This is a genomic window from Finegoldia sp. P3-F-LR, assembly GCF_052932165.1.
This window is the reverse complement of record NZ_JBRFJE010000011.1, coordinates 1-21,198: the sequence shown is the minus strand read 5'-3', so window position 1 is coordinate 21,198 and position 21,198 is coordinate 1. Positions and strand designations below refer to the sequence as shown.

Below are 21,198 nucleotides of genomic sequence, written 5' to 3'. Positions count from 1 at the left end.
AATGGGGCTCTTTATGAGCCCTATTTTTTATTGCAAAAGTAAAGGAGTAAGTATGTTAAAAAGGTATAAGTGGTTTATTGATTACTACAAGAAAAGCTACATAATCGCAATTATCGCACTTATTTTTGATTATGCTTTCAAGTTGATTTTGCCGTACATGATTGGTAATGTGGCGGACAATATTTTTAACAAGAATGTGACAGCTAAAAATTTGAAGATTAATTTGGGAATTTGCTTGGTTGCAAGTGTGTTGTGTTATGTGGTTAGCGTTGTGTGGAATTTGAATGTGTTTAGGGGCGATGACACGATTAGGTATTTGGTGACTACTAGGTTGTACGACAAATATTTGAAGCAATCGCCGGAGTTTTTTGAGAAGAATTCCACGGGGTCTTTGATGGGGAAGGCTACAAATGATCCGTACGCTTTGGGAGATTTTGCGGGATATGGTCTGATGAGTTTATTCGATTCGACTTTTTATCCTATTTTAATAGTTATTGTGATGATTGTGACGACGGATTTCAGGTTGACCTTGTTAAGTGTGCTTCCACTTCCGATTTTGGTTGTGGTGAGCAATAAAATCGGCAACAAATTGAATACGACTTTTGATGAAGCACAAAAATCGTTCGATAAGATGAATGATCAGACTTTGGAAACTGTAAGTGGTGTGCGTGTGGTTCGTGCGAATAATTTGAAGGATTTTCAAAGGAAGAAGTTCCAAGATAGGGCGGATGATTTGTACGAAAAAAACATGGCGACTGCAAAGTTAATCGCATGGTATGGCCCAATTCAAAAGCCGATAGAGGTTATGACGTACGTTCTTGCGATTTCTTATGGAACTTATTTGATACGAACTGGAAGCATTACTGTGGGCAGACTGATGAGTTTTATGTTTTATTTGAATTTGTTGATTTGGCCGATGATTGGCATGGGCGATTTCATCAGCGTGAAGAAGCAAGCCGATGCTAGTATGGACAGGATTCAAGAGGTGTGGGATTACAAGGAAGACATTGTGAATAAACCTGATGCTGTTGATTTGAAGGAAAATCCTACGATTGAGTTTAGGAATTTATCGTTCAAGTATCCGAGTTCGAAGGAGAATGTGTTGGAGAAAATTAGTTTTACAATTGAGCCTGGAAAAACTTTGGGTGTTTTGGGAAAAACTGGAAGCGGCAAGACTACTTTGTTGAAGCAATTTCTTAGATTTTACGATGTAGAAGATGGAGAAATACTTCTGAATGACAAAAACTTGACCGATTATACTATCGAATCAGTCAGAGAAAGAATGGGTTATGTTCCACAAAACCATATGATTTTTTCGAAGACTATTGGCGAAAATATCAAGCTTACAAACAAGGATGCAACGGATGAAGAATTGATGGAAGCTATACGAATGAGCGATTTTGAGAAGGATTTGGATAAGCTTGTGAATGGAACGGATACGTTGTGTGGAGAAAAGGGGATTAGTTTGTCGGGCGGTCAGAAACAAAGGATTGCGTTGTCGAGGGCTTTGATAAAGAATCCGGATATTTTGATTATGGATGACTGCATGAGTGCTGTGGATGGAACAACGGAGAAGAATATTTTGGATAATTTCAGAAGGATTCGCTCCGGCAAGACGAATATCATCGCGACTCACAGGATTAGCCAGGTGAAGGATGCAGATGAGATTATCGTTCTTGAAAACGGAAGAATAGTTGAAAGAGGTAATCACGACTCTTTGATGAAACAAGATGGTTGGTACAAGGAGCAATATTTGAGACAGACAGTGGAGAGTGCTTATGAGAAAGAGTGTGACGAATAGAATTATAAAATACTCCCTAAACGAGAAGAAAAACTTGACGATAGGGATGGTGTTTACGGTGTTGATGACGATATTCGAGATTATAGGGCCGATTATATTGGCGTATATTCTCAACAATTTACTTACAGGAGAAAAACTTGTATACAATATTAGAAAATTAGCGTTGGTGTTGTGCTTGTATGCGGCGGTTTTCTTCGTAGATTCGTTGTGGAAATACAATTCTACGGTGTATTTGGAGAAGACTGCGAACAAAATCGCACGTAGAATGCAAATGGATGTGTACGATCACATTCAAAAAATGCCGATATCTTTTTACGATAATTTGCCAGCTGGAAAAGTTGTCAGCAGGATTACAAACGACACGAAAACTGTGAAGAGTTTCTACCAAATGGTGTTGGCACAGCTTATGGTAAGCGTAATCGTGAGTATTTTTATGATTGCGATGGTGTTGATAACTGATACGAAAATAGGGATTATTGTGTGCCTATTTTTCCCAATTATGTTTTATATTTTTAAGAAATTTTTGCAAAAATCACGTTTTGCATTTACAAATATGAGAAAATACATTAGCGAAGAGAATGCAAAAATCAACGAGACTATCAATAATATCGAGATAATCAAGGCGTATAATTTGGAAGATGATTTCAGCAAAGATTATGAAACTTCTGCGAAAAACGTGTACGATTACGGGTATATGGTGACGAAGGCTTACGGTACGATGAGCTATAATGTGTCGGAACTTCTTCGAAACTTTGCCAACATTACGATACTTGGGATTTATGCGTACAATGTTTTGACTGGAAATACTGATGTAAAGTTGGGGAGCATGTATTTGACGATGGAGTACACGACTAGGACTTTCTCGTACATCAGCAACTGCGTACAAAGAATGGGCTCGTTGGAGCAATCGTTCAGTGCAGCAGAGCATGTGTTTGAATTGTTGGACACTGAGGTCGAGGAGTTTCCAGAACGAGAAATCGGCGACATCAAGGGTGATGTTAAGTTTGAAAATGTGGATTTTTCGTATATTGAAAACGAACCTGTACTTAAAGATTTGTCGCTTGATATAAAAAGCGGAGAAAGTGTTGCATTTGTAGGGTTTACTGGAAGTGGCAAGACTACGATAATCAATTTGCTTTTAGGATTTTATAAGCCTCAAAAAGGTGTAATCAAAATCGACGGCAAGAACTTCAACGACTACAGCGTGGATTCTATTAGGAAGAATATTTCGCTGGTGCCACAAGATCCGGTGCTTTTCATGGGAGATGTTAGGAGTAACATCAGGCTCGACAAGGATTTTACAGATGAGGAAGTCGAGAATGCGTTGAGGGATATCGGCGCGGACAGGTTGATAGATTTCAGAAATGGACTTGACGAGGAAGTCAAGGACAACGGGGCGAGTTTCTCCGCAGGTGAGAAACAACTTATTGCATTTGCGAGAAGTTACATCACCAATCCGAAGATTCTGATATTGGACGAGGCGACTGCAAACATCGACACGCAAACGGAATCTGTGATTCAGTACGCTATCGACAAATTGAAACAAAATAGGACTACATTTATAATTGCGCACAGATTGTCTACGATTAAAAACGTGGATTGCATTTACGTGTTGGACAAGGGCGTTATTGTGGAAAAGGGAACGCACGAAGAATTGTTGGCGAATGGCAAGATTTACACGAGAATGTATCGTGAACAAAACAAGAAGGGCTAATATGAGTGATAATAGAAAAGCAGGGATTTTGTGTCCTGTGTTCAGTTTGGATTCTAAATATGGAATAGGAAGTTTTGGTGAGAGTGCGTATGAGTTTGTGAGGTTTTTGAAGAAATCTAAGCAAACTTACTGGCAAATATTGCCACTTGTTCCGATAAGTTCTGATGGCAACAGTCCGTATTTGTCGCCGTCAACTTTTGCTGGAAACTACATGTACATCGACATCGACAAGTTGATTGAGGATGGTTTTCTGACGGAAAGAGATGTTCGTGGCTATGAATTCGAAGACGATTTTGTGGATTACGATTATGTGGCAAAAGCAAAGGATGAGATTTTACGAAAGGCTTTTGAGAACAACAAGGTTTTGAAGATAATCGACACAGAAAATTTTAGTGAGCGTGAACTTGTTCGTGGATTTTGTTTGTTTCAGGCTTTGAAAAAGCATTTTAATGGTAAATCTTGGTTGGATTTTCCGGATGATATAAAATACCGCAAGAAAGAAAGCGTCGATTATTACGAAAAATTGTTGGCTTCTGAGATTGAATACAATGTGTTCGTACAATGTTTGTTTTACAAGCAGTATTTCGAATTGAAAAATTACGCGAATGATTTGGGGATAAAAATATTTGGAGATTTACCGATTTATGTATCGAAGGAAAGCAGCGATATGTGGCAAATCCCCGATATGTTTGTGGTGAACGAGGATTTGTCACCGAAGCTTGTTGCAGGTGTTCCTCCGGACAGATTTTCTGAAACTGGGCAATATTGGGGTAATCCTGTGTACGATTGGGATTATTGTGAGAAAACTGGTTTTGATTGGTGGTTAAAAAGGTTGAAGCATAATTTGAAAATGTACGATGTGCTTCGTCTGGATCATTTTAGAGGATTTGAAGCTTTTTGGGCGATTGATGCATCGGAAAACACTGCTGAAAACGGACACTGGATTAAAGCAAAGGGCGAGGAGTTTTTCGAGATTTTGAAAAAAGAGAACTTGATTGACAGGATTGTTGCCGAGGATTTGGGTTTGATTACTGATGATGTTATCAATTTGCGTGATAGGTTTGGATTCAAGGGCATGAAGGTAATGCAGTTTGCGTTTGATTTGAATGAGGAATCGGACTATTTGCCGCACAATGTGGGCGAAACCACAGTGTATTACACTGGAACTCACGACAATCAAACGTTGAGGGGATTTGTAAATAGCAGAAGTTCTGATGAACTTGAATACATTAAAAATTATGTGAATTCAGATGATGTACAAGAGGCTTTGATAAAGGTTGCTTACATGACGAGAGCCGATTTGTGTATGTGTCAGATGCAGGATTTCTTGGATTTGGATGATGATTACAGGACGAATACGCCTAACACGTTGGGTAATTGGACGTGGAGAATGAAAAAAGATTGGCTTACGGATGAGCTTGAATGTAAAATTTCTTCGATTGTGAAACTCTACAATAGGGATTAGTTGAAGTAAAATGATTATAGGTATATAATTTAATTTGCAGCAAATTATTAGGAGGAGTTATGAAGAAAGTTCTTACGATTGCAGGTTCTGATTGTTCAGGCGGAGCGGGAATTCAAGCAGATATCAAGACTATGTCGGCACACGGGGTGTATGCGATGAGCGTTATTGTTTCGGTGGTCGCAGAGAATACTTTTGAGGTGGTGTCGATTGAGGATTTGCCCGATGAGATTATAAAGGATCAGATTGATTGTATTTATAATGATATGGGAACTGACGCTGTGAAGATTGGAATGTTATCGAACAAGAGGATTATGAGTTGTGTTAGGGACAAATTATTGGAGTACAAACCGGAAAATGTGGTGTTGGATCCTGTGATGTATGCGAAGCACGGCGCTTGTTTGATGCAAGAAGATGCGATTGATTTGTTGATTGAGGATTTGATTCCTTTGTGCACTTGTATAACTCCGAACATTCCAGAGGCAGAGAGAATTAGTGGAATGAAGATCGACGGCGTGGACGATATGAAAAAGGCAGCTGTGAGTATTCACGATATGGGAGCGAAATACGTTCTTGTGAAGGGCGGTCATCATGTGGGAGATGCGATTGATATTTTGTATGATGGAGAGAATTACCACGAATTTGTGACTGAAAAGATTGACACGAAGAACACTCATGGGACTGGCTGTACGCTTTCAAGTGCGATCGCTAGTAATTTGGCGCTTGGAAAATCGATAGATGACGCCGTGAAATTAAGCAAGGATTACATTACTAATGCTATTAAGCACGATTTGCATATTGGCAAGGGAAATGGGCCGACAAATCATTTCTACAAATTTTTTGAAGGAGAGTTGGATAATGAATAAGGAATTTAACTTAGGGTTGAACTTGGTCACGAATAAACAAACTCTCAAGGGCAGGGATTTATCAGAGACTATTGAGATTGCGCTGAAAAATGGTGCAGATTCTGTGAGACTTAGAGAAAAAAACATGGATACAAGAAGCATTATGCGCGAGGCTTTTAGGATAAAAGAGATTACTCAAAGCATGGGCAAACTTTTGATTGTGAATGACAGGGTTGATATTGCGAAGGCGTGCGATGTCGACGGAGTGCATTTGGGACAAAAGGATATGCCGATTAAGTATGCTAGGGAGATTCTTGGTGACAATAAGATTATTGGGATTAGTTGTCACACGTTGGAACAAGCGTTGGAGGCACAAGAGGCTGGCGCTGATTACATTGGCGTGGGGGCGATTTTTCCGACGTTCACTGGAGATGATTTCGTGAGGGTTACAATCGACACGTTGAAGGAGATTGCTGAGAATATTCACATTCCAATCACTGCGATTGGTGGCATTAACAAGAACAATATTAGGATGATTTTCGACTGTAATGTGGATTCTGTGTCATTGACATCGGCGGTTTTTTCAACGGGAGATGTTGCAGCATCAACACAAGAGTTGAAACAAAAATTCGATATGATTTTGAGTAGATAACGAGGGGTGCGAGGGCACCTCTTTTTTTAATGCGGGGAAGGTGTCGCAAGACATTGACGTTGTACAGGGACAAGGGGAAAGTAGAAAACCAGTTTGCAAGACATAGACACATGACATGGACAAGTAAACACAAAAACTCGTAAACCACTCATCTGTCTACAAAAATTGATAAATTCATCGCTCATGAAACTAAAATCGCAAACTCGCTGACGCTCAAACAGTGCGATTTTTTAACGTTTCATTTCGCTTGAATTTAAAACAATTTTTCCGAATGATTCGCTTGTTTACGATGTTTTTGGTTTGTTTCAATGCAAATCTCCGTTTTACAAGGACAGGGAAAGTAGAAAACCAGTTTGCACGAATATCTGGACTACACAAATAAATAAATTCTAAGCTTGTGAATCTAAAATTGTGAACTCGCCTTCGGCTCAAACAGCACAATTTTTTTACGATTCACTTCGCTTGAATTTATACTTATTTTCTCCGTATGATATTCTTAGCAAACTTGGTAATCTACTTTGTTTCAATGCATCCTTATCAAATCTAATAATCTACTTTATTTCACAACGCCATAAAACCACCAATCCACATAACCACAACAAAGATTTCACCTAGCGGGGACGGAAGCGCTTTGTGTTGTTATGATATAATCTAGGTTGATAGGGGGATTTTATGAAGGGAAATTACGAGACGATTGTTCATCCGTTGTCTCCTCTTTACGATGAGGATTCGAAGGTTTTGATTTTGGGTTCTTTTCCGTCGGTGAAGACTAGGGAGTACGGGTTTTTCTACGGTCATCCACAAAACAGGTTTTGGAAGTTGATGGAGAGACTTTTCGATGTGAATTTGGATGTGAGTATTGAGGAGAGGAAGAGATTTTTGTTGGAGCATAATATTGCTGTGTACGATTCGATTTATCAGTGCGATATTATTGGATCATCAGATTCTAGTATCAAAAACGTGGTACCTTCTAATTTGAAGGAGATTGTGGATTGTGCAGATATTAAGCATGTTTTTTGCAACGGGACTGCTTCTTTTAAGTGCTTTGAGAAATATCACGCTAAGAATTTGGGCGTGGAGGCTACGAAGCTTCCTTCGACATCACCTGCAAATGCTAGATACAGGTTGGATGATTTGGAAAAAGAATGGAATGTTATTTTGGAGTATTTGTAAGAGTTTGAAATCATTTACAATAATGTATTTCTGGTGTTATAATGGTTAATGTATGGAAGAAATTGTTATAAAATTATTTTTTATTGAGGAGTACAAATGAAGAATTACACTGAATTATTAAAATCAGAATTAATTATGGCGCTTGGATGTACTGAACCGATTTCTATTGCATTGGCAGCGGCCAAGGCTAGGGAAGTTTTGGGAAGTATTCCATGTAAAATTGAGGTTAAGTGTTCAGGAAATATCATCAAAAACGTTAAGGGTGTTACTGTTCCTAACACAAATGGTATGAAGGGCGTGGAAGCTGCGACTGCTATTGGTAATGTTGCTGGTGATTCTTGTCTTGGTCTTGAGGTATTATCCAAGGTTACTGATGAGGATATCAAGGCTGCGAAGGATTTATTGGAAAAAGATATTATCACAGTTAGTCTAAAAGAAGGCGTGGAAAACTTAGACATAGAAATCGTAGCAGAGGACGACAATGGAAATACTGTGGATGTTGAAATCAAAAACAAACACACAAATATCGTCAAGGTTACTAAAAACGACGAAGTAATACATATTGATAATTGCTACACTCACACACCAGAATACGAAAATTACGACGAACTTTCAGTAAAGGATATTTTTGAATACGCAAACAATGTGGACTTAGATGAGGTTAAGGATTTGTTGGAAAAACAAATTACTTTGAATTCTGATATTTCCGATGAAGGATTGACTGGAAAATGGGGAGTTGCAATGGGCAAGATTTTGATAGACGAAGATGAATCTATCAGAACGAAAGCTAAGGCAAGAGCTGCAGCAGGATCAGATGCACGTATGAGTGGCTGTTCACTACCAGTTGTAATAAACGCAGGAAGTGGAAACCAAGGTATAACTTGCACGATGCCACTTGTTGTATTTGCAAATGAAAAAAATTACGACAGAGAAACATTATACCGTGGACTTCTGATTACAAACTTGACTGCTCTTCATATCAAGAGATTTATTGGTAGACTTTCAGCGTTCTGCGGAGTTACTTCTGCAGGAGTTGCAGCAGGAGCTGGAATTTGCTACATGGAAACTAAGGATTTGGATTTGATTGAAAAAACAATAGGAAATGCTTTGATGATTGCATCGGGTATGATTTGTGACGGTGCGAAACCATCCTGTGCTGCAAAAATCGCAACAGCTGTAGATGCAGGAATTTCAGGATATTATTTGGCGAAAAATAACAGAAACTTCGAAGCTGGCGATGGTTTGTTAAAAGACGATATCGAAGAAACTATCAGAAGCATTGGTTATGTTGCTAAGGAAGGTATGAAAGAAACTGATATTATTGTGCTTAACACAATGATTCAAAAATAATTTTGAAGGCGTTAGTAAATCTAATGCCTTTTTTATTTGTGAGAACAAAAACATTTTCATATTTAACACAAAAATGATTTGGTTTTAACGTAAATTATAATGAAAATACAAGTTTAAAAGCAAGTAAATTACTTGTGATTTTATTTATAAATTTTAAGAAAACACTTGCATAATTTATTTATTAGTATTATAATTTAATTAAATAAAATATTTTGAAGGAGGATTCTTATGGGATCATTTATTAGTGCCGAAAGTACTTGGATACTTTGGGCTGTGTTGGCATCATGTGCTGCTCTTGCAATATATTTGGAACAAAAATATACATGGGCAAGTAAGGTTACAGGATGTATTTTGGCTTTGACTTTTACTTTAATTTTGTCAAACCTTAAAATTATTCCAACAGAAGCACCTGTTTACGATGCTGTATGGGATTATGTAGTTCCTTTGGCTGTACCAATGTTGTTATTTAACGCTGATATCAAAAAAATTGGTAGAGATTCAGGAAGAGTTTTAATTATTTATTTATTCAGTGGTATTGGAACTGTTCTAGGTGGATTTATTGCATACTTTGCTTTGAAGAATGCTATTCCTGCTTTGAACGATATCGTTCCAATGTTTGTGGGTACTTATACTGGTGGTTCAGTAAACTTCGTTGCAATGAGTCAACAATACAAGGTTCCTGGAGCAACTGTATCAGCTGCATTAGTTGCAGATAACTTACTTATGGCTTTATATTTCTTCACATTGATGGCACTTCCAACAATGGCTGTTATCAAGAAACATTATAAGATGCCACTTGTTAACGCTTTGGAAGAACAATCAGAATCTGACAAGGAAGCTAATAAAACTATGGCTGCTAAATATTGGGGAGCAAAAGAAATCTCTCTTAAAGACATTGCTTTCACAGTTGCATTATCATTTGTTATCGTAGCTATTTCTGACAAATTAGCCACTGTTTTTGGAAACTTATTCTCAGGCGAAGGAGCTGGAAGTGCAATTTTAGGTGGATTATTGGGAAATAAATACTTATTAATGACTACATTTACTATGATACTTGCATCAGTATTCCCTAAACAAATTTCATCTATTAGAGGTAGCCAAGAAATCGGTACTTTCTTAATTTATTTGTTCTTCGCAGTTATTGGAGCTCCAGCATCAATAGGATTGATTTTGAGAGAATCTCCATTGTTATTAGTGTTCGCATTAATCGTTGTATTAATCAACTTAATAGTTTCATTGATATTTGGAAAACTTTTCAAATTCAATATCGAAGAAATCATTATCGCATCAAATGCGAATGTCGGTGGACCAACTACTGCAGCAGCAATGGCTGTATCAAAAGGTTGGACAGAACTTATCGTTCCTGCGCTTCTGGTAGGTACGTTAGGTTATGTAATTGGTAACTACTACGGTATTCTTTCGGGAATATTGTTACATTAATTTAGAAATTTGAACACATTCTTTGGGTTAATCTCAAAGAATGTGTTTGTTTGAAGAGTAATTTGAACAGAAAAGGAGAAAATATGTTAGAAAATTTAAAACCAGAAAGAGTGTTTCATTATTTTGAAGAATTGACTAAAATTCCTAGAGAATCTGGAAATGAACAAGCAGTGAGTGATTTCTTGTACAAGACTGGAAAAGATTTGGGACTTGAAACAATTCAAGACGAAAGCAACAACATTATAATCAGAAAACCTGCTCATCCAGATTATGTGGATCATCCTTCAGTTGTAATTCAAGGCCACATGGATATGGTTGCAGAAAAAGCAGACGGAGTTGAACACGACTTTTTAACAGATCCTATTCCACTAGTTGTAGATGGCGATTGGGTTAAAACAGAAGGCACTACTTTGGGGGCAGATGATGGTATTGCAAGTGCTATTGGACTTGCGATTATGGAAGACAAGGAAGCCAAGCATCCAGCGCTTGAGTTGTTGGTTACAACTAATGAAGAAACTACAATGGTCGGTGCGAGAGCTTTGAAGAGAGAAAATATCAAAGGTAGAAAACTTTTGAATATTGACGCTGAAGTAGAAGGAATTTTGTTGTCTGGTTGTTCTGGTGGACACAATATAATTGGTACGAAAAAGCTAAATTATGTGGACAATAAAATGAAAAACACTTTTGTTATGAATATTAACAACATGCTTGGTGGTCACTCAGGAATGGAAATTCACCAACAAAGAGGTAACTCCATCAAATTTGCACGTGAAGCTTTGAAGTTAATCGAAGAAAAATCACCTGTAGCACTTGTTAGTATAGAAGGTGGAACAAAACACAACGCTATTCCAAGAGATGCGAAGGTTGTGTTCAGTTCTAACGAAGACGATTACGATGTTGATTTTTCTGATTTAATTGCAAAATATCCATTGGATAAGGATATGAGAGTTAAGATTGAAAAATGCGAAAACGTAGACAAAGTATTGGATGAAAAAGATAAGGAAGATATCTTATCTTTCATCGAAGATGTTCCTCACGGAGTTTACAGTATGATGAAGGAATACCCAGATATCGTTGAATGTTCCAACAACTTGGCGATTTTTGAAATAAAAGATGATGTGTTGAAGGTAACTATTTCTCTTAGAAGTTCAAACCCAGAAACTTTCGATGCACACACTGAAGATGTGTCAAAAGTTTATGAAAAATATGGATTTGAAGTTAAGAAGGAAGATTATTACAAACCATGGGCATTTGTAAAAGATTCTGAATTGAGAAACTTGGCGCTTGAAACATACAAAGATTTGTTTGGAAAAGAAATGAAGGTTGAAGTTGTTCACGCAGCATTGGAACCAGCAGTATTCATTGATACTTTCCCAGACATGGAAATGATCTCCATTGGACCTACTATGAAAGACGTTCACAGTCCTAAGGAAAGACTTTCTATTGAATCTACACAAAGAACTTACGAATTTGTGAAATCACTTCTTGAAAGACTTTAGTTCTTGACAAAATAAATCACAGAGAAAAACTGTGATAAACAAACCCTTATGCATAGAAATCGACGATTTTGTTGTCGTGTGCATAAGGGTTTTTGTGTCTTCTTATTCCTGTAAAACGTAAACGTCCAGTGATTTTTGAAAATATTTGTGAGTGCATTGAAACAAAGTAGATTACCAGCTTTGCTAAGAATATCATACGGAGGAAATTTATCTGATTTCAAATCGAAAGAATCCGTCCAAAATCGCATTTGCGTAAGCGCTAGCGTGCTTGCGATTTTAGGATTTTGAGATTTAGAAATCACAAATTTACGTAGTCTAGATATTCGCACAAACTGGTTTTCTACTTTCCTTTGTTATGAAATTTCTTTTTATTTCACGACATAGCAAAACCGCAACTTTACAACACAAGTAAATAAAATTTCTACAAATTTTTAAGTTCCGATTGCGTTTTGTGACCGACGTATTCAAAAAGAATTATGGATTTGTTTTCTTTTACGAAACTTTTCCTGAAGATAAAATAATGGTCGCGGTTATCCTTGCAGTTTTTCGCGTTTATCCTGAAATAATCATTTTTTGTAGACACCATGTGTTCTAAAATGTCGTCTGTCAAGAATGTAAGTGGCACGTTGATGTTTGCGTATTTGTAAAAGTCCTTCTCAAATGCTATGAAATTGTCCGAAAAATAATCGAATTGAAAAGTATTTTTGTGTAATGTATTCATAATTACTCCATCAAATTAATGTTCAAAATATTGTCGAATTTTATCTCTATCATTTGACCGTCGCTTTCAAAATATATCTTGTCTTCGAAAAAATCGTAGATTGTCCCTACGTATGATTTGTTGTTGTGGGTGAAGATTTCGACTGTAAAATCATTCAGAAAAGCTTGGCTTATAAGTAAAAGTAAACTACTCGCACCTAACGATTGTACGCTTACATTTTCAGTCATCGAATGTAGTGCTGTCGTGTGTTCTGATAGGAAAAACCCCATCCATTTCGCCATTTTTCTGTCGCAATATTCCCTGGCTGATTTGTAGGGAAGATAATTTCTAATAATCATAAGTGCCGTCCATTCCGCCGCAGTGGCCTCCAATTAGTTTGCTTCGTTCGATAACACGTGATCCTTCCATAAGAGATGTCGCTTTTTGAATGGAAGTGAATCCGTATTTGTCTCTGATTTCATCGATTGCAGATTCCAAATTTTTCTGTTTTTCTATTTTCTCAATGTCTTCAAAAAGTGAAAATGATATGCACGCTTCGTCCACCAAATTTTCATAACTTACGCCAAGTCTTCTGACAGATCCTCCCTGATATTTCTTGTGAAACAAATCCATAACATGATCTGTTAGCTCTGCTGTTGATTGGGAAGGGGAGATGGTTTTTTGAGCGTGGATGTATTTTTTGTTTTCCTTGTAGGAATATCCAACATAAATCGACACTACAGTCGCTTTCTTTTTGATTCTTCTAATTCTTATAGCAACTTGTTCTGCGATTTCTTTGAGAACTATTTCGATTTCACTTTTCTTGGAGTAATCTCTGGGAAGAACTTGTGAATTGCCCAGTCCCTTGGATTTTCCTTTGTAAGGTTGTGTGACTTTGGATTCATCTACGCCGTTCGCGTGAAACCATAACTGCACACCCATTATCCCGAATTCTCGTTTCAAAAGATCTGGATTGGAATTTGCGAGATCTCTCACCGAAAAAATACACAATTTATTCAGCCTTCGCTTCATTCTTTCACCGATTCCCCAAAAATCTGTTAAATCAGGAATGTTCCACACTTTTTGTTCCACATCTTCATAAGACCAATTCGCCCTCATATTCACAGTTTTCTTCGCTTCGTTGTCCAGCGCAAGCTTTGCTAACAGAGGATTGGAATTACTCATTCCAACAGTAGAATACAATCCAGTTTTGTTTCTGATTTCGTTTTGAATCCTAGAAGATATCAAATCCAACTTGTCCTTGCGAGATATTGTTTTATCGGGGATAAAATAGTTCAAGCTAGTTGTCAAATCGATAAATCCCTCGTCGATAGAGTAGGGAAGAATCTCGTCTTTTGCTGCGTAATTCATGAAAATCTTCTGGATTTTCAAATTCTCCTCAATGTACAATGCCATTCTTGGAGGAACGATGAGGGTATTTTTCGCCCACGTTTCGATGTAATTGATATATGAATCAGTTATTGGTAAATTTTGTCTGAGAGCTGATTGGAAGTTAAACTTCCTATCGTGGACGTGAAAAGGCAAATCAAAAGCCCTACCGACATTCTTCTTTCCAAAAACTTTCTTGAAAGTAGGAGAGCTTGCGAGAATTAATCCGCTCGCATTGTCGGAATTACTCATGACGCAAAGAGAAGTTGTCAAGGGATTCAGATTTCTCTTGACGCATTCAACGCTTGCATAAAAACTTTTGATATCCACAAAAGAAATATCAGATTTTGGCTCCAAAGAGTAATCTATAAATCCCAAAACAACCTCCTTACTCGTCATCCAACGGACTGTAATCTTCCAAAAACGTAGATTTTGGATTTTCAATATAGAAAATATCTGCAGGAAACTTGTTCAGCTTCACCATTTCAGATATTTTCAAATTCAACAAATTAATATCCACACCTAACTTGTACGCCATAGTCTTGTCGTCAGTGTACTCGCGCATAGTTTTAATCAAATCTTCATCGGAAATCAAAAGATGCGCCGCGAAAATATTCGCTTCGTTTTCAAAAACATCGGTAGGATTGAACACCTTGTTCTCGTGAAAAGCGTGGCCATCAATGCAGTATTTTCTGTGGAGTTGATCGTGGCCAATCTCGTGAGCCAGTACGATTTTTTTCAAACTTCCGATGTTGTTCGCAATCAAAATAACCCTATTTCTAAGAATTACTTGATACACTCCCAAAAGTTTGGACGGACTATCGATATAATGAAGCTTAATTCCCAACAACTCCAAAAGCTCCTCGGGATTTCTGGTGTGGTATTTTTCAACCAAACTATTTACCTTATCATATATCCATCTATTGTACATAAGACTACCTTTTATTCTTGTTTTTTCCGTATTTTTTATTCTCTAATTTGGCTTCGTAATACGCCTCAGCAATCGCATTGAAAAGTTTGTCCTTGTCTTCTTCAGGAAGAGAACCTCCAGCGAAAAGTCCCGACAAATTATCCACCAAATTCTCCGCATCTTTTTTACCAGAATATCCGAAATTTTTAGCAGAATCCAGCACGAAATTATCTTCCACAGTTAACAAAAAATTGATGTCAACATTAAAAAATTCCGCGATTTTTTTGTACATATCTTGAGTGCGTGGACGAGTGCCTTTAGTTTCGTAGTTACTTATAGTCTTCAAAGTAACACCAAGCTTGTCCGCAAGTTCTGTCTGAGTAAGACCCCTGTCTTCTCTAAGTTGTTTTAATTTAGCACCAAAGCTCATTGATTTCCTCCATAAATGAAATTAGAAGTTCAAATTCAAAACATATGAACTGTAACTACTAATATTATAATTTAAACTTCTAATCACGTCAAATTTTTTTGGAATTTGAAAATGAAACTCAATAGGTGTATAATATAAATGTAAACAAGTTGACATTGAAACTAAAAAGGTAGTGATTAAATGAAAATTTTTAGTAAAATAAAGAAAAATTTTGAAGAATTTTTAAAAAAATTGGGCAACGAAAACAAAAACACTTTCGGTGAAGAAAGATTAGACTGTTGCACAATGAATAAACAAAATAAATAGAACATCACAGATCGGATTTGATTATTCAAATCCGATTTTTTGATTGAAAAAAATTTTAAATTCAAATGATTATCATTATTGACAGAGTAAAAAAATAATGTTATTATTTATTTGGATAAAGTTAGTAGGATGATTTTTACAATTGATTTTGCAGATTAGACGTAATTTGCAACTAAATAAGTTTTTAATTCTCAAATAAACTTATTACATATTTAAAATTGAATAGGAAAAATAGAATAGAAAACCAAATTTTATTGTAGTAAGTTAATTAATTAATAAAATTAGAATGCATTCAAATTTATTTTGAGATATTAATAACTACTTGTATTGTTCTACTAACAAATACAAATAAGGAGTATTGATATGAATAAATTAAAATTGATGGCTATAGTTGGAGTGATGTCAGCGGCGTTATTGCTGAATGGTTGTGGAGCACAAAAAGATGCACCGAAAGAAAACACAAAACAAGCTGAACAAAAACAAGAAGACAAAAAAGAAGACAGCAAGGCTACTGAAAAAACTGAGGACAAAAAGGAAGAAGTAAGCTTGTCTGATTGGGACGGAGAATGGAACAACATGGGAAGTTATTTGGATAAGCCAGAAGTTCAAGGCGCTTTCAAAACTTTAGCAAAAAAAGAAAATATCGATGAGAAAAAAGCAAAAGCAGATTATCTTGAAAAAAGAAAATGTGAATTCAACGGATTGAAAATCGACGGAAACAAGATTACATTCACAAGTAAAATCCCTTCAGAAAATGGAGAGAAAATAGCTGAAACTGAGTACAAATTTGTGGAAAAAAAGGCTGTAAAACATGGATCACACATGCTAGAATGGGATGTTTTTGAAGCTGTGGATTCTAATGCAAAATATAAAGTTTTGTTGATGATGCCAATTCACGGCGAAGAAGAGTTGACACATTTCCACATGAGATATGGTAATGACAAGGAAGAATTATTTGCAAAGGAAGGCTGGTTCCCAACTTTCGTAAAACCAAACACAACTGATAAACAAATTATCGGAGAAATCGAAGAATAAGGTTGGAATATGAAATTGACAAAGGGCAGGGACGACCTGTCCTTTGATTTTTGAAAAGGAGAATTTAGATGAAAAAGAGATTTTTGAGTTTTCTATTAGCCTTGTGCATGGTTTTGTTTGCGGGATGTTCCAATCACACGAAAAAATCTTCAGGAAAACCTGTTATCTACACATCGTTTTTTCCTGTGCATGATTTGGTGAAGATGATTGCAGGAGATACTGTTGAGGTGAGAACTTTTATGCCTGTGGATAAGGAGCCTCATTTGTGGGAGCCGTCTGCTAAGGATATGAAAAAACTTGCCGATGCAGATTTGCTGGTTGTAAATGGTGCGAATATGGAACATTGGGTAGACAAGGTGCACGAGAATTTGCCTAATTTAGATATTTTGAAGTTGTCGGATTCTGTAGAGCTAATCACGTATAAAGGAGCTGCTGCAAGGGGCGATTTTCAATATATGGCACAATTGGATTTAACAAAGGGAAAACGAAAAATAGATTTTGGGCATACTCATGAAGATATTATGAGGGTTGCGTTCTTCAAGGACAATGGAGAAGACAAAAAAGAATTGGTGAAAAAAGCTAAGGAAATTATGAATCAAAAAGGTGAGATTGTTCACCAAAAAAACACTTTCGATGTTGAAGAAGGAAAAGTATATGGCCTTGAAATGGGCCATGAATCTGGAGAAATATTTTACAATATAAAAGATGATGGCAAGTGGATTTTCGTATCGGACAGAATAAGCGAAGATTTGCTACCATATTATTTACAAGATACTAACGGTAAATTGCTTCAAGATGAGGGCAAATTAAAGCCTGTAATGGAAGGATCTTCGTCGGGATTTGACAAGATAACTTACGATCCACATTCATGGTTATCTGTTGTAAATGCAAAGAAATATTTGAATAGTATCCAGGATAAATTGATACAAAAATACCCAGACAACAAGAAAATTTATCACAAAAACAAATTGAAATATGTAGATAAATTGACAGATATTGACGCCGAATACAAAGAAAAATTTAGTAAATTAGACAACAAAAGCTTTTTGGTAACACATTACGCTTATGCATATATAGCGAGGGATTTTGGGCTTACTCAGTATCCATTAGAAGGTCTTACTAGCATGGAAAGTCCAAGTCTTAAAACAATAAAAAAAGCCGTGGATTTTGCGAAAACGAAAAACATTACTACGGTATTTTATGAATATGGAAAACCTCCAAAAGAAGCGAAGACTTTATCGGAAGAATTGGGAGGAGATATAAAGCCTTTGGCTTCGATGGAATTTATAACAAAAGAGCAACAGGACAATAATCAAGGATATATCGAATTAATTGAGATGAATTTGAAAAACTTATACGAATCTATGAAAAAGGCAGGTGTATAAATGAATGCAGTAACTATTAAAAACTTAAACTTTGGTTATAATGAAGATTTGGTGCTTAAAGATTTGAATTTGAAGATAAATCAAGGAGAAATGGCTCTAATCCTTGGAGGAAATGGTAGCGGTAAATCAACTTTATTGAAATTAATGCTGGGAGAGTTAAAAGCTGATGACGGAGAAATCAAAGTTTTAGATAAAAATATTAAAGATTACAAAAGCTACCGAGATATAGGATATGTTCCTCAAATAAATATTGTAAACAAAATTGCGTTTCCGATTACTTGTTTGGAGCTTGTAACGTTAAATTTGTATGAAGATTTTGGGCTAATTAAAGTCGCACGCAAAAAACATTACGATAAAGCTAGGAAAATTATGGAAGAAATGGGAATGAAAGAATATATTAATCGTCCAGTAAATGAGTTGTCGGGAGGGCTTCAACAAAGAGCTATGATTTGTAGGGCGATGATTAACGAGCCCAAACTTCTTATACTCGATGAGCCGACTGCAGGTGTTGACAAAGAAAACAAAGAGAAATTTATAAAAACAATTGCTAAACTCAACAAAGATTACAACATAACTGTAATAATGGTAACTCACGAAATAAAAGAAATAGAAGCTTTGGATATTGATAGAACACAATACGAAATGATTGAAGGGAGGCTTGTAAAATGCTAGAATTTGCGTTTATGAGAAAAGCATTGGTAGCAGGATTGATGCTTTCGATAATGATTCCGATGATTGGAATAATAATGGTTAATCGTAAAACATCGATGATAGGAGATGCGCTTTCTCATACTGCTCTTAGTGGAGTTGGGCTTGGACTTATTTTAGGATTTGATCCTTTATTAGGCTCTGCAATAGTCTGTGTTGTAGCGGCATTTTTAATCGAATTAATCAGGAAAAAATTTCCGCAATACGGAGATATGGCAACTGCTGTCATAATGAGTACGGGACTTGGAATTGCAGCGATATTATCTGATTTTGCTCCTGGAGGAAACTCATTTGAATCGTATCTTTTCGGAAGCATTTCTTCTGTAACAAACAGAGATGTGATAAATATTTCTGTGATTTTTATATTAATTTTAGTGGTGTCTATATCGCAATATTCCGGACTATTGGCTATTTCTATCGACAAAAACATCGCTCGTCTTGCTGGGGTGAAAGTAAATAGAATCAATGCGATATTTACATTTTTGTCAGCGATTACCATAGCTCTTGCAGTGAAAATAGTTGGAGCGTTGATGGTGACATCTTTGATTGTACTTCCCGTAGCCACAGCACTCATAATTGCAAAAAGCTACAAGAAAACATACATCATAACGATAATACTCGGTATTTTGTATATGATGTTGGGAATAGTTCAATCTTATCAATTTGATATTAAACCAGGTGGAGCAATCGTAGTAAATGCAGTTATAGGAATGATAGTTTTCGTAGCATATTCAAAAATTAAACAACCAAATAGGAAAAACTTTTCAAATTCAAGAAATAATGCTAAAATAAAGTAAACACAACATTACAGAAGAAGGCAGGATAATATGAATTTCGAAGTAGAAAAAGGAAACAAAATTACAATACCAGATATATTAATGAGAAAATACGACCTAAGAGTTGGAGATATATTTGAGTGTGAACTTGAAAACGACAGGATAATATTGATTCCTAAGAAAAATCACGATGCAAACTATGTCGAAAAATTAAAGGGATTGACTGATGATACAATCGATGCATTAAACGAAGAGGAATAAAATCAAAAGGACTATCAAAAAAACGATAGTCTTTTTTCTTTTTTCTGTGTAAAAAATATAAAAAAGGGGTATAATGATATTGGATATTAAAAAAGAATATCACATTTAAGACCAGCTATCAAATGTCAAGAGAAAATAAAAAATAATTTATCTTGAAATTTAAGGCATGTCAAACAAGCCTAAAAATTTAGGCTTATCAAAATTGAATAACAACTAAATATTAGGTATGTAAGCTTTGTTATCCCTCAAAACAGCAAAAATTATGTTGGTAAGTTTTCTAGCAACAGCACCAATAGCTGTACCATGAGCCTTACCCCTTTGTCGAAGTTTTTGATAATACACAGACAAAGCAGGATCTTTAAAAGCAGCAACACAAGCAGCAAGCCAAATAGCATGTCTAAGATAAGGAGAACCACGTTTAGAAATCTTAGTATCAGTAGCATTAAAATTACCAGATTGCTTAACAGCAACATCCAAACCAGCATAAGCGACCAACTGATTAGCTCTCTCAAATCGTGAAATATCACCGATTTCTGAGAAAATAGCAGCACCTAAGACATCACCAATACCGGTAATAGAAGTAATAACAGGACATAAAGAATTAATCATAGAAGAAATTTCATCTTCAATCTCAAAAATCTGATCTTCAAGAAAAGAAATTTGAGCAATAATTTGTTTGATTTGAAAAGAAAAAGACTTCAAAGCAAACTTAACACCAAAGGAATTAGAAGCCTTCTCTTGAATTTCTTTAGCCTTATCAATGCCAAAGCGACCTCTACTGCACTTAGACAACATCTTAGCTAGCTCATCAGCAGAAATAGAAATCATATCCTCAGGCAAAGGATACTTACTCAAAAGCTCTCTAGAAGCTACACCATAAATATTAGAAAAAAGCGAAGAATACTCAGGAAAAACTTGATCTAAAATAGCAACAAGCTTTCTTTTCCAATCAGAAGCTTCATCAACAAGAGCAAACCTGAACCTAGAAAGATTTCTTAAAGCAAAAGTATCCTCATCAGAAAAATGAGAAACAGAAAATTCACCAAACCTAAGAATTTGAGCAATGACAAAAGAATCAACAGAATCATTCTTGGTCTGTCTAATGTACATCTTTCTAAAAGCATCAGATTGAATAGGGTTAATAACAACACAGGAAAAACCTAAATCTATCAAGAAAGAATAAAGAGAAAGCCAATAATGACCTGTAGCTTCCATACCAATAATACAATTGTTAGAATCAATCGAAAAAGAGGAAATAAATTTCTGAAACTTTTCTAAACCCCTGATAGAATTAGAAAAAGAAAAAGACTCAGAAACAAGTTTACCATTAGAATCAATTATTGAGGCTTCGTGGTTATTCTT

General features: G+C 36.1%; 21 protein-coding genes. 15 read left to right on the top strand and 6 right to left on the bottom strand.

What is annotated here, in order from left to right; genetic code table 11:
- Positions 1 to 52: 52 nt before the first annotated feature.
- The 9 genes from ACU68U_RS05560 (at position 53) to pepD (ending at position 11,936) form a co-directional block, all read left to right on the top strand.
- The gene (locus ACU68U_RS05560) at positions 53 to 1,801 is read left to right on the top strand and encodes an ABC transporter ATP-binding protein (RefSeq protein ID WP_446762894.1); all 1,749 of its coding nucleotides are present in this window, start codon (positions 53 to 55) and stop codon (positions 1,799 to 1,801) included.
- Positions 1,779 to 3,515, top strand: a complete 1,737-nt coding sequence (locus ACU68U_RS05555) for an ABC transporter ATP-binding protein (protein ID WP_446762893.1) — start codon at positions 1,779 to 1,781, stop codon at positions 3,513 to 3,515. The genes ACU68U_RS05560 and ACU68U_RS05555 overlap by 23 nt, the downstream gene beginning before the upstream one ends.
- A gap of 1 nt (position 3,516) precedes the next feature.
- Complete coding sequence (gene malQ / locus ACU68U_RS05550; RefSeq protein WP_446762892.1) at positions 3,517 to 4,980, top strand: 4-alpha-glucanotransferase; 1,464 nt, start codon at positions 3,517 to 3,519, stop codon at positions 4,978 to 4,980.
- A 59-nt stretch (positions 4,981 to 5,039) separates the two neighbouring features.
- Positions 5,040 to 5,843, top strand: a complete 804-nt coding sequence (gene thiD, locus ACU68U_RS05545; RefSeq protein WP_446762891.1) for a bifunctional hydroxymethylpyrimidine kinase/phosphomethylpyrimidine kinase — start codon at positions 5,040 to 5,042, stop codon at positions 5,841 to 5,843.
- A complete protein-coding gene (gene thiE, locus ACU68U_RS05540) occupies positions 5,836 to 6,474 on the top strand; it encodes a thiamine phosphate synthase (RefSeq protein ID WP_154272835.1) in 639 nt (212 codons plus the stop codon). The genes thiD and thiE overlap by 8 nt, the downstream gene beginning before the upstream one ends.
- Before the next feature lie 672 nt (positions 6,475 to 7,146).
- The gene (locus ACU68U_RS05535) at positions 7,147 to 7,647 is read left to right on the top strand and encodes a DNA-deoxyinosine glycosylase (RefSeq protein ID WP_446762890.1); all 501 of its coding nucleotides are present in this window, start codon (positions 7,147 to 7,149) and stop codon (positions 7,645 to 7,647) included.
- Between the two features lie 96 nt (positions 7,648 to 7,743).
- Positions 7,744 to 8,997 (top strand): L-cysteine desulfidase family protein, encoded by a 1,254-nt coding sequence (locus ACU68U_RS05530; protein WP_446762889.1) that lies wholly within the window; start codon positions 7,744 to 7,746, stop codon positions 8,995 to 8,997.
- A 228-nt stretch (positions 8,998 to 9,225) separates the two neighbouring features.
- Complete coding sequence (locus tag ACU68U_RS05525) at positions 9,226 to 10,437, top strand: DUF819 family protein (RefSeq protein ID WP_446762888.1); 1,212 nt, start codon at positions 9,226 to 9,228, stop codon at positions 10,435 to 10,437.
- An 83-nt stretch (positions 10,438 to 10,520) separates the two neighbouring features.
- On the top strand, positions 10,521 to 11,936 hold the full coding sequence (gene pepD, locus ACU68U_RS05520) for a beta-Ala-His dipeptidase (RefSeq protein WP_446762887.1): 1,416 nt from the start codon (positions 10,521 to 10,523) through the stop codon (positions 11,934 to 11,936).
- A gap of 421 nt (positions 11,937 to 12,357) precedes the next feature.
- Here pepD and ACU68U_RS05515 read toward each other — a convergent pair whose 3' ends face one another.
- The 5 genes from ACU68U_RS05515 to ACU68U_RS05495 are packed head-to-tail and all read right to left on the bottom strand — an operon-like array spanning position 12,358 to position 15,365.
- Positions 12,358 to 12,657, bottom strand: a complete 300-nt coding sequence (locus ACU68U_RS05515) for a DUF5960 family protein (RefSeq protein WP_446762886.1) — start codon at positions 12,655 to 12,657, stop codon at positions 12,358 to 12,360.
- 2 nt (positions 12,658 to 12,659) lie between these two features.
- Positions 12,660 to 12,995 carry a hypothetical protein gene (locus tag ACU68U_RS05510; RefSeq protein WP_110058382.1) on the bottom strand — a complete coding sequence of 112 codons (336 nt, stop codon included), beginning with the start codon at positions 12,993 to 12,995 and terminating at the stop codon, positions 12,660 to 12,662.
- Complete coding sequence (locus ACU68U_RS05505) at positions 12,985 to 14,403, bottom strand: Y-family DNA polymerase (RefSeq protein WP_446762885.1); 1,419 nt, start codon at positions 14,401 to 14,403, stop codon at positions 12,985 to 12,987. Before ACU68U_RS05505 ends, ACU68U_RS05510 begins: the two co-directional genes overlap by 11 nt.
- Positions 14,404 to 14,413: 10 nt before the next feature.
- Positions 14,414 to 14,956 carry an ImmA/IrrE family metallo-endopeptidase gene (locus tag ACU68U_RS05500; RefSeq protein ID WP_154272846.1) on the bottom strand — a complete coding sequence of 181 codons (543 nt, stop codon included), beginning with the start codon at positions 14,954 to 14,956 and terminating at the stop codon, positions 14,414 to 14,416.
- A gap of 4 nt (positions 14,957 to 14,960) precedes the next feature.
- Positions 14,961 to 15,365: a helix-turn-helix domain-containing protein gene (locus tag ACU68U_RS05495; RefSeq protein ID WP_446762884.1), complete on the bottom strand. Its 405-nt coding sequence runs from the start codon at positions 15,363 to 15,365 to the stop codon at positions 14,961 to 14,963.
- A 180-nt stretch (positions 15,366 to 15,545) separates the two neighbouring features.
- On the opposite strand from ACU68U_RS05495, the gene ACU68U_RS05490 reads away from it, so the two are divergent.
- The 6 genes from ACU68U_RS05490 (at position 15,546) to ACU68U_RS05465 (ending at position 19,836) form a co-directional block, all read left to right on the top strand.
- Positions 15,546 to 15,671, top strand: a complete 126-nt coding sequence (locus ACU68U_RS05490; RefSeq protein ID WP_311437516.1) for an LDCC motif putative metal-binding protein — start codon at positions 15,546 to 15,548, stop codon at positions 15,669 to 15,671.
- Between the two features lie 363 nt (positions 15,672 to 16,034).
- Positions 16,035 to 16,706: a ZinT/AdcA family metal-binding protein gene (locus ACU68U_RS05485; RefSeq protein ID WP_274983649.1), complete on the top strand. Its 672-nt coding sequence runs from the start codon at positions 16,035 to 16,037 to the stop codon at positions 16,704 to 16,706.
- A gap of 68 nt (positions 16,707 to 16,774) precedes the next feature.
- Entirely contained in the window at positions 16,775 to 18,091 is a 1,317-nt protein-coding gene (locus ACU68U_RS05480; protein WP_094206739.1) for a metal ABC transporter substrate-binding protein, read from the top strand.
- Positions 18,092 to 18,763 carry a metal ABC transporter ATP-binding protein gene (locus ACU68U_RS05475; protein ID WP_002834940.1) on the top strand — a complete coding sequence of 224 codons (672 nt, stop codon included), beginning with the start codon at positions 18,092 to 18,094 and terminating at the stop codon, positions 18,761 to 18,763. It begins immediately after the preceding gene.
- Positions 18,757 to 19,596 carry a metal ABC transporter permease gene (locus tag ACU68U_RS05470; protein WP_274983648.1) on the top strand — a complete coding sequence of 280 codons (840 nt, stop codon included), beginning with the start codon at positions 18,757 to 18,759 and terminating at the stop codon, positions 19,594 to 19,596. The genes ACU68U_RS05475 and ACU68U_RS05470 overlap by 7 nt, the downstream gene beginning before the upstream one ends.
- A gap of 30 nt (positions 19,597 to 19,626) precedes the next feature.
- Positions 19,627 to 19,836, top strand: a complete 210-nt coding sequence (locus tag ACU68U_RS05465) for an AbrB/MazE/SpoVT family DNA-binding domain-containing protein (RefSeq protein WP_002834937.1) — start codon at positions 19,627 to 19,629, stop codon at positions 19,834 to 19,836.
- Positions 19,837 to 20,049: 213 nt separating this feature from the next.
- On the opposite strand, the gene ACU68U_RS05460 is transcribed toward ACU68U_RS05465, so the two are convergent.
- Positions 20,050 to 21,198: IS110 family transposase (locus tag ACU68U_RS05460; RefSeq protein ID WP_446762883.1), on the bottom strand; the 1,149-nt coding region annotated here is incomplete at its 5' end.

Coding starts and splice junctions, on each gene's coding strand:
- ACU68U_RS05560 (WP_446762894.1), top strand. CDS start 53: ATGTTAAAAAGGTATAAGTGGTTTATTGATTACTACAAGAAAAGCTAC.
- ACU68U_RS05555 (WP_446762893.1), top strand. CDS start 1,779: ATGAGAAAGAGTGTGACGAATAGAATTATAAAATACTCCCTAAACGAG.
- malQ (WP_446762892.1), top strand. CDS start 3,517: ATGAGTGATAATAGAAAAGCAGGGATTTTGTGTCCTGTGTTCAGTTTG.
- thiD (WP_446762891.1), top strand. CDS start 5,040: ATGAAGAAAGTTCTTACGATTGCAGGTTCTGATTGTTCAGGCGGAGCG.
- thiE (WP_154272835.1), top strand. CDS start 5,836: ATGAATAAGGAATTTAACTTAGGGTTGAACTTGGTCACGAATAAACAA.
- ACU68U_RS05535 (WP_446762890.1), top strand. CDS start 7,147: ATGAAGGGAAATTACGAGACGATTGTTCATCCGTTGTCTCCTCTTTAC.
- ACU68U_RS05530 (WP_446762889.1), top strand. CDS start 7,744: ATGAAGAATTACACTGAATTATTAAAATCAGAATTAATTATGGCGCTT.
- ACU68U_RS05525 (WP_446762888.1), top strand. CDS start 9,226: ATGGGATCATTTATTAGTGCCGAAAGTACTTGGATACTTTGGGCTGTG.
- pepD (WP_446762887.1), top strand. CDS start 10,521: ATGTTAGAAAATTTAAAACCAGAAAGAGTGTTTCATTATTTTGAAGAA.
- ACU68U_RS05515 (WP_446762886.1), bottom strand. CDS start 12,657: ATGAATACATTACACAAAAATACTTTTCAATTCGATTATTTTTCGGAC.
- ACU68U_RS05510 (WP_110058382.1), bottom strand. CDS start 12,995: ATGATTATTAGAAATTATCTTCCCTACAAATCAGCCAGGGAATATTGC.
- ACU68U_RS05500 (WP_154272846.1), bottom strand. CDS start 14,956: ATGTACAATAGATGGATATATGATAAGGTAAATAGTTTGGTTGAAAAA.
- ACU68U_RS05495 (WP_446762884.1), bottom strand. CDS start 15,365: ATGAGCTTTGGTGCTAAATTAAAACAACTTAGAGAAGACAGGGGTCTT.
- ACU68U_RS05490 (WP_311437516.1), top strand. CDS start 15,546: ATGAAAATTTTTAGTAAAATAAAGAAAAATTTTGAAGAATTTTTAAAA.
- ACU68U_RS05485 (WP_274983649.1), top strand. CDS start 16,035: ATGAATAAATTAAAATTGATGGCTATAGTTGGAGTGATGTCAGCGGCG.
- ACU68U_RS05480 (WP_094206739.1), top strand. CDS start 16,775: ATGAAAAAGAGATTTTTGAGTTTTCTATTAGCCTTGTGCATGGTTTTG.
- ACU68U_RS05475 (WP_002834940.1), top strand. CDS start 18,092: ATGAATGCAGTAACTATTAAAAACTTAAACTTTGGTTATAATGAAGAT.
- ACU68U_RS05470 (WP_274983648.1), top strand. CDS start 18,757: ATGCTAGAATTTGCGTTTATGAGAAAAGCATTGGTAGCAGGATTGATG.
- ACU68U_RS05465 (WP_002834937.1), top strand. CDS start 19,627: ATGAATTTCGAAGTAGAAAAAGGAAACAAAATTACAATACCAGATATA.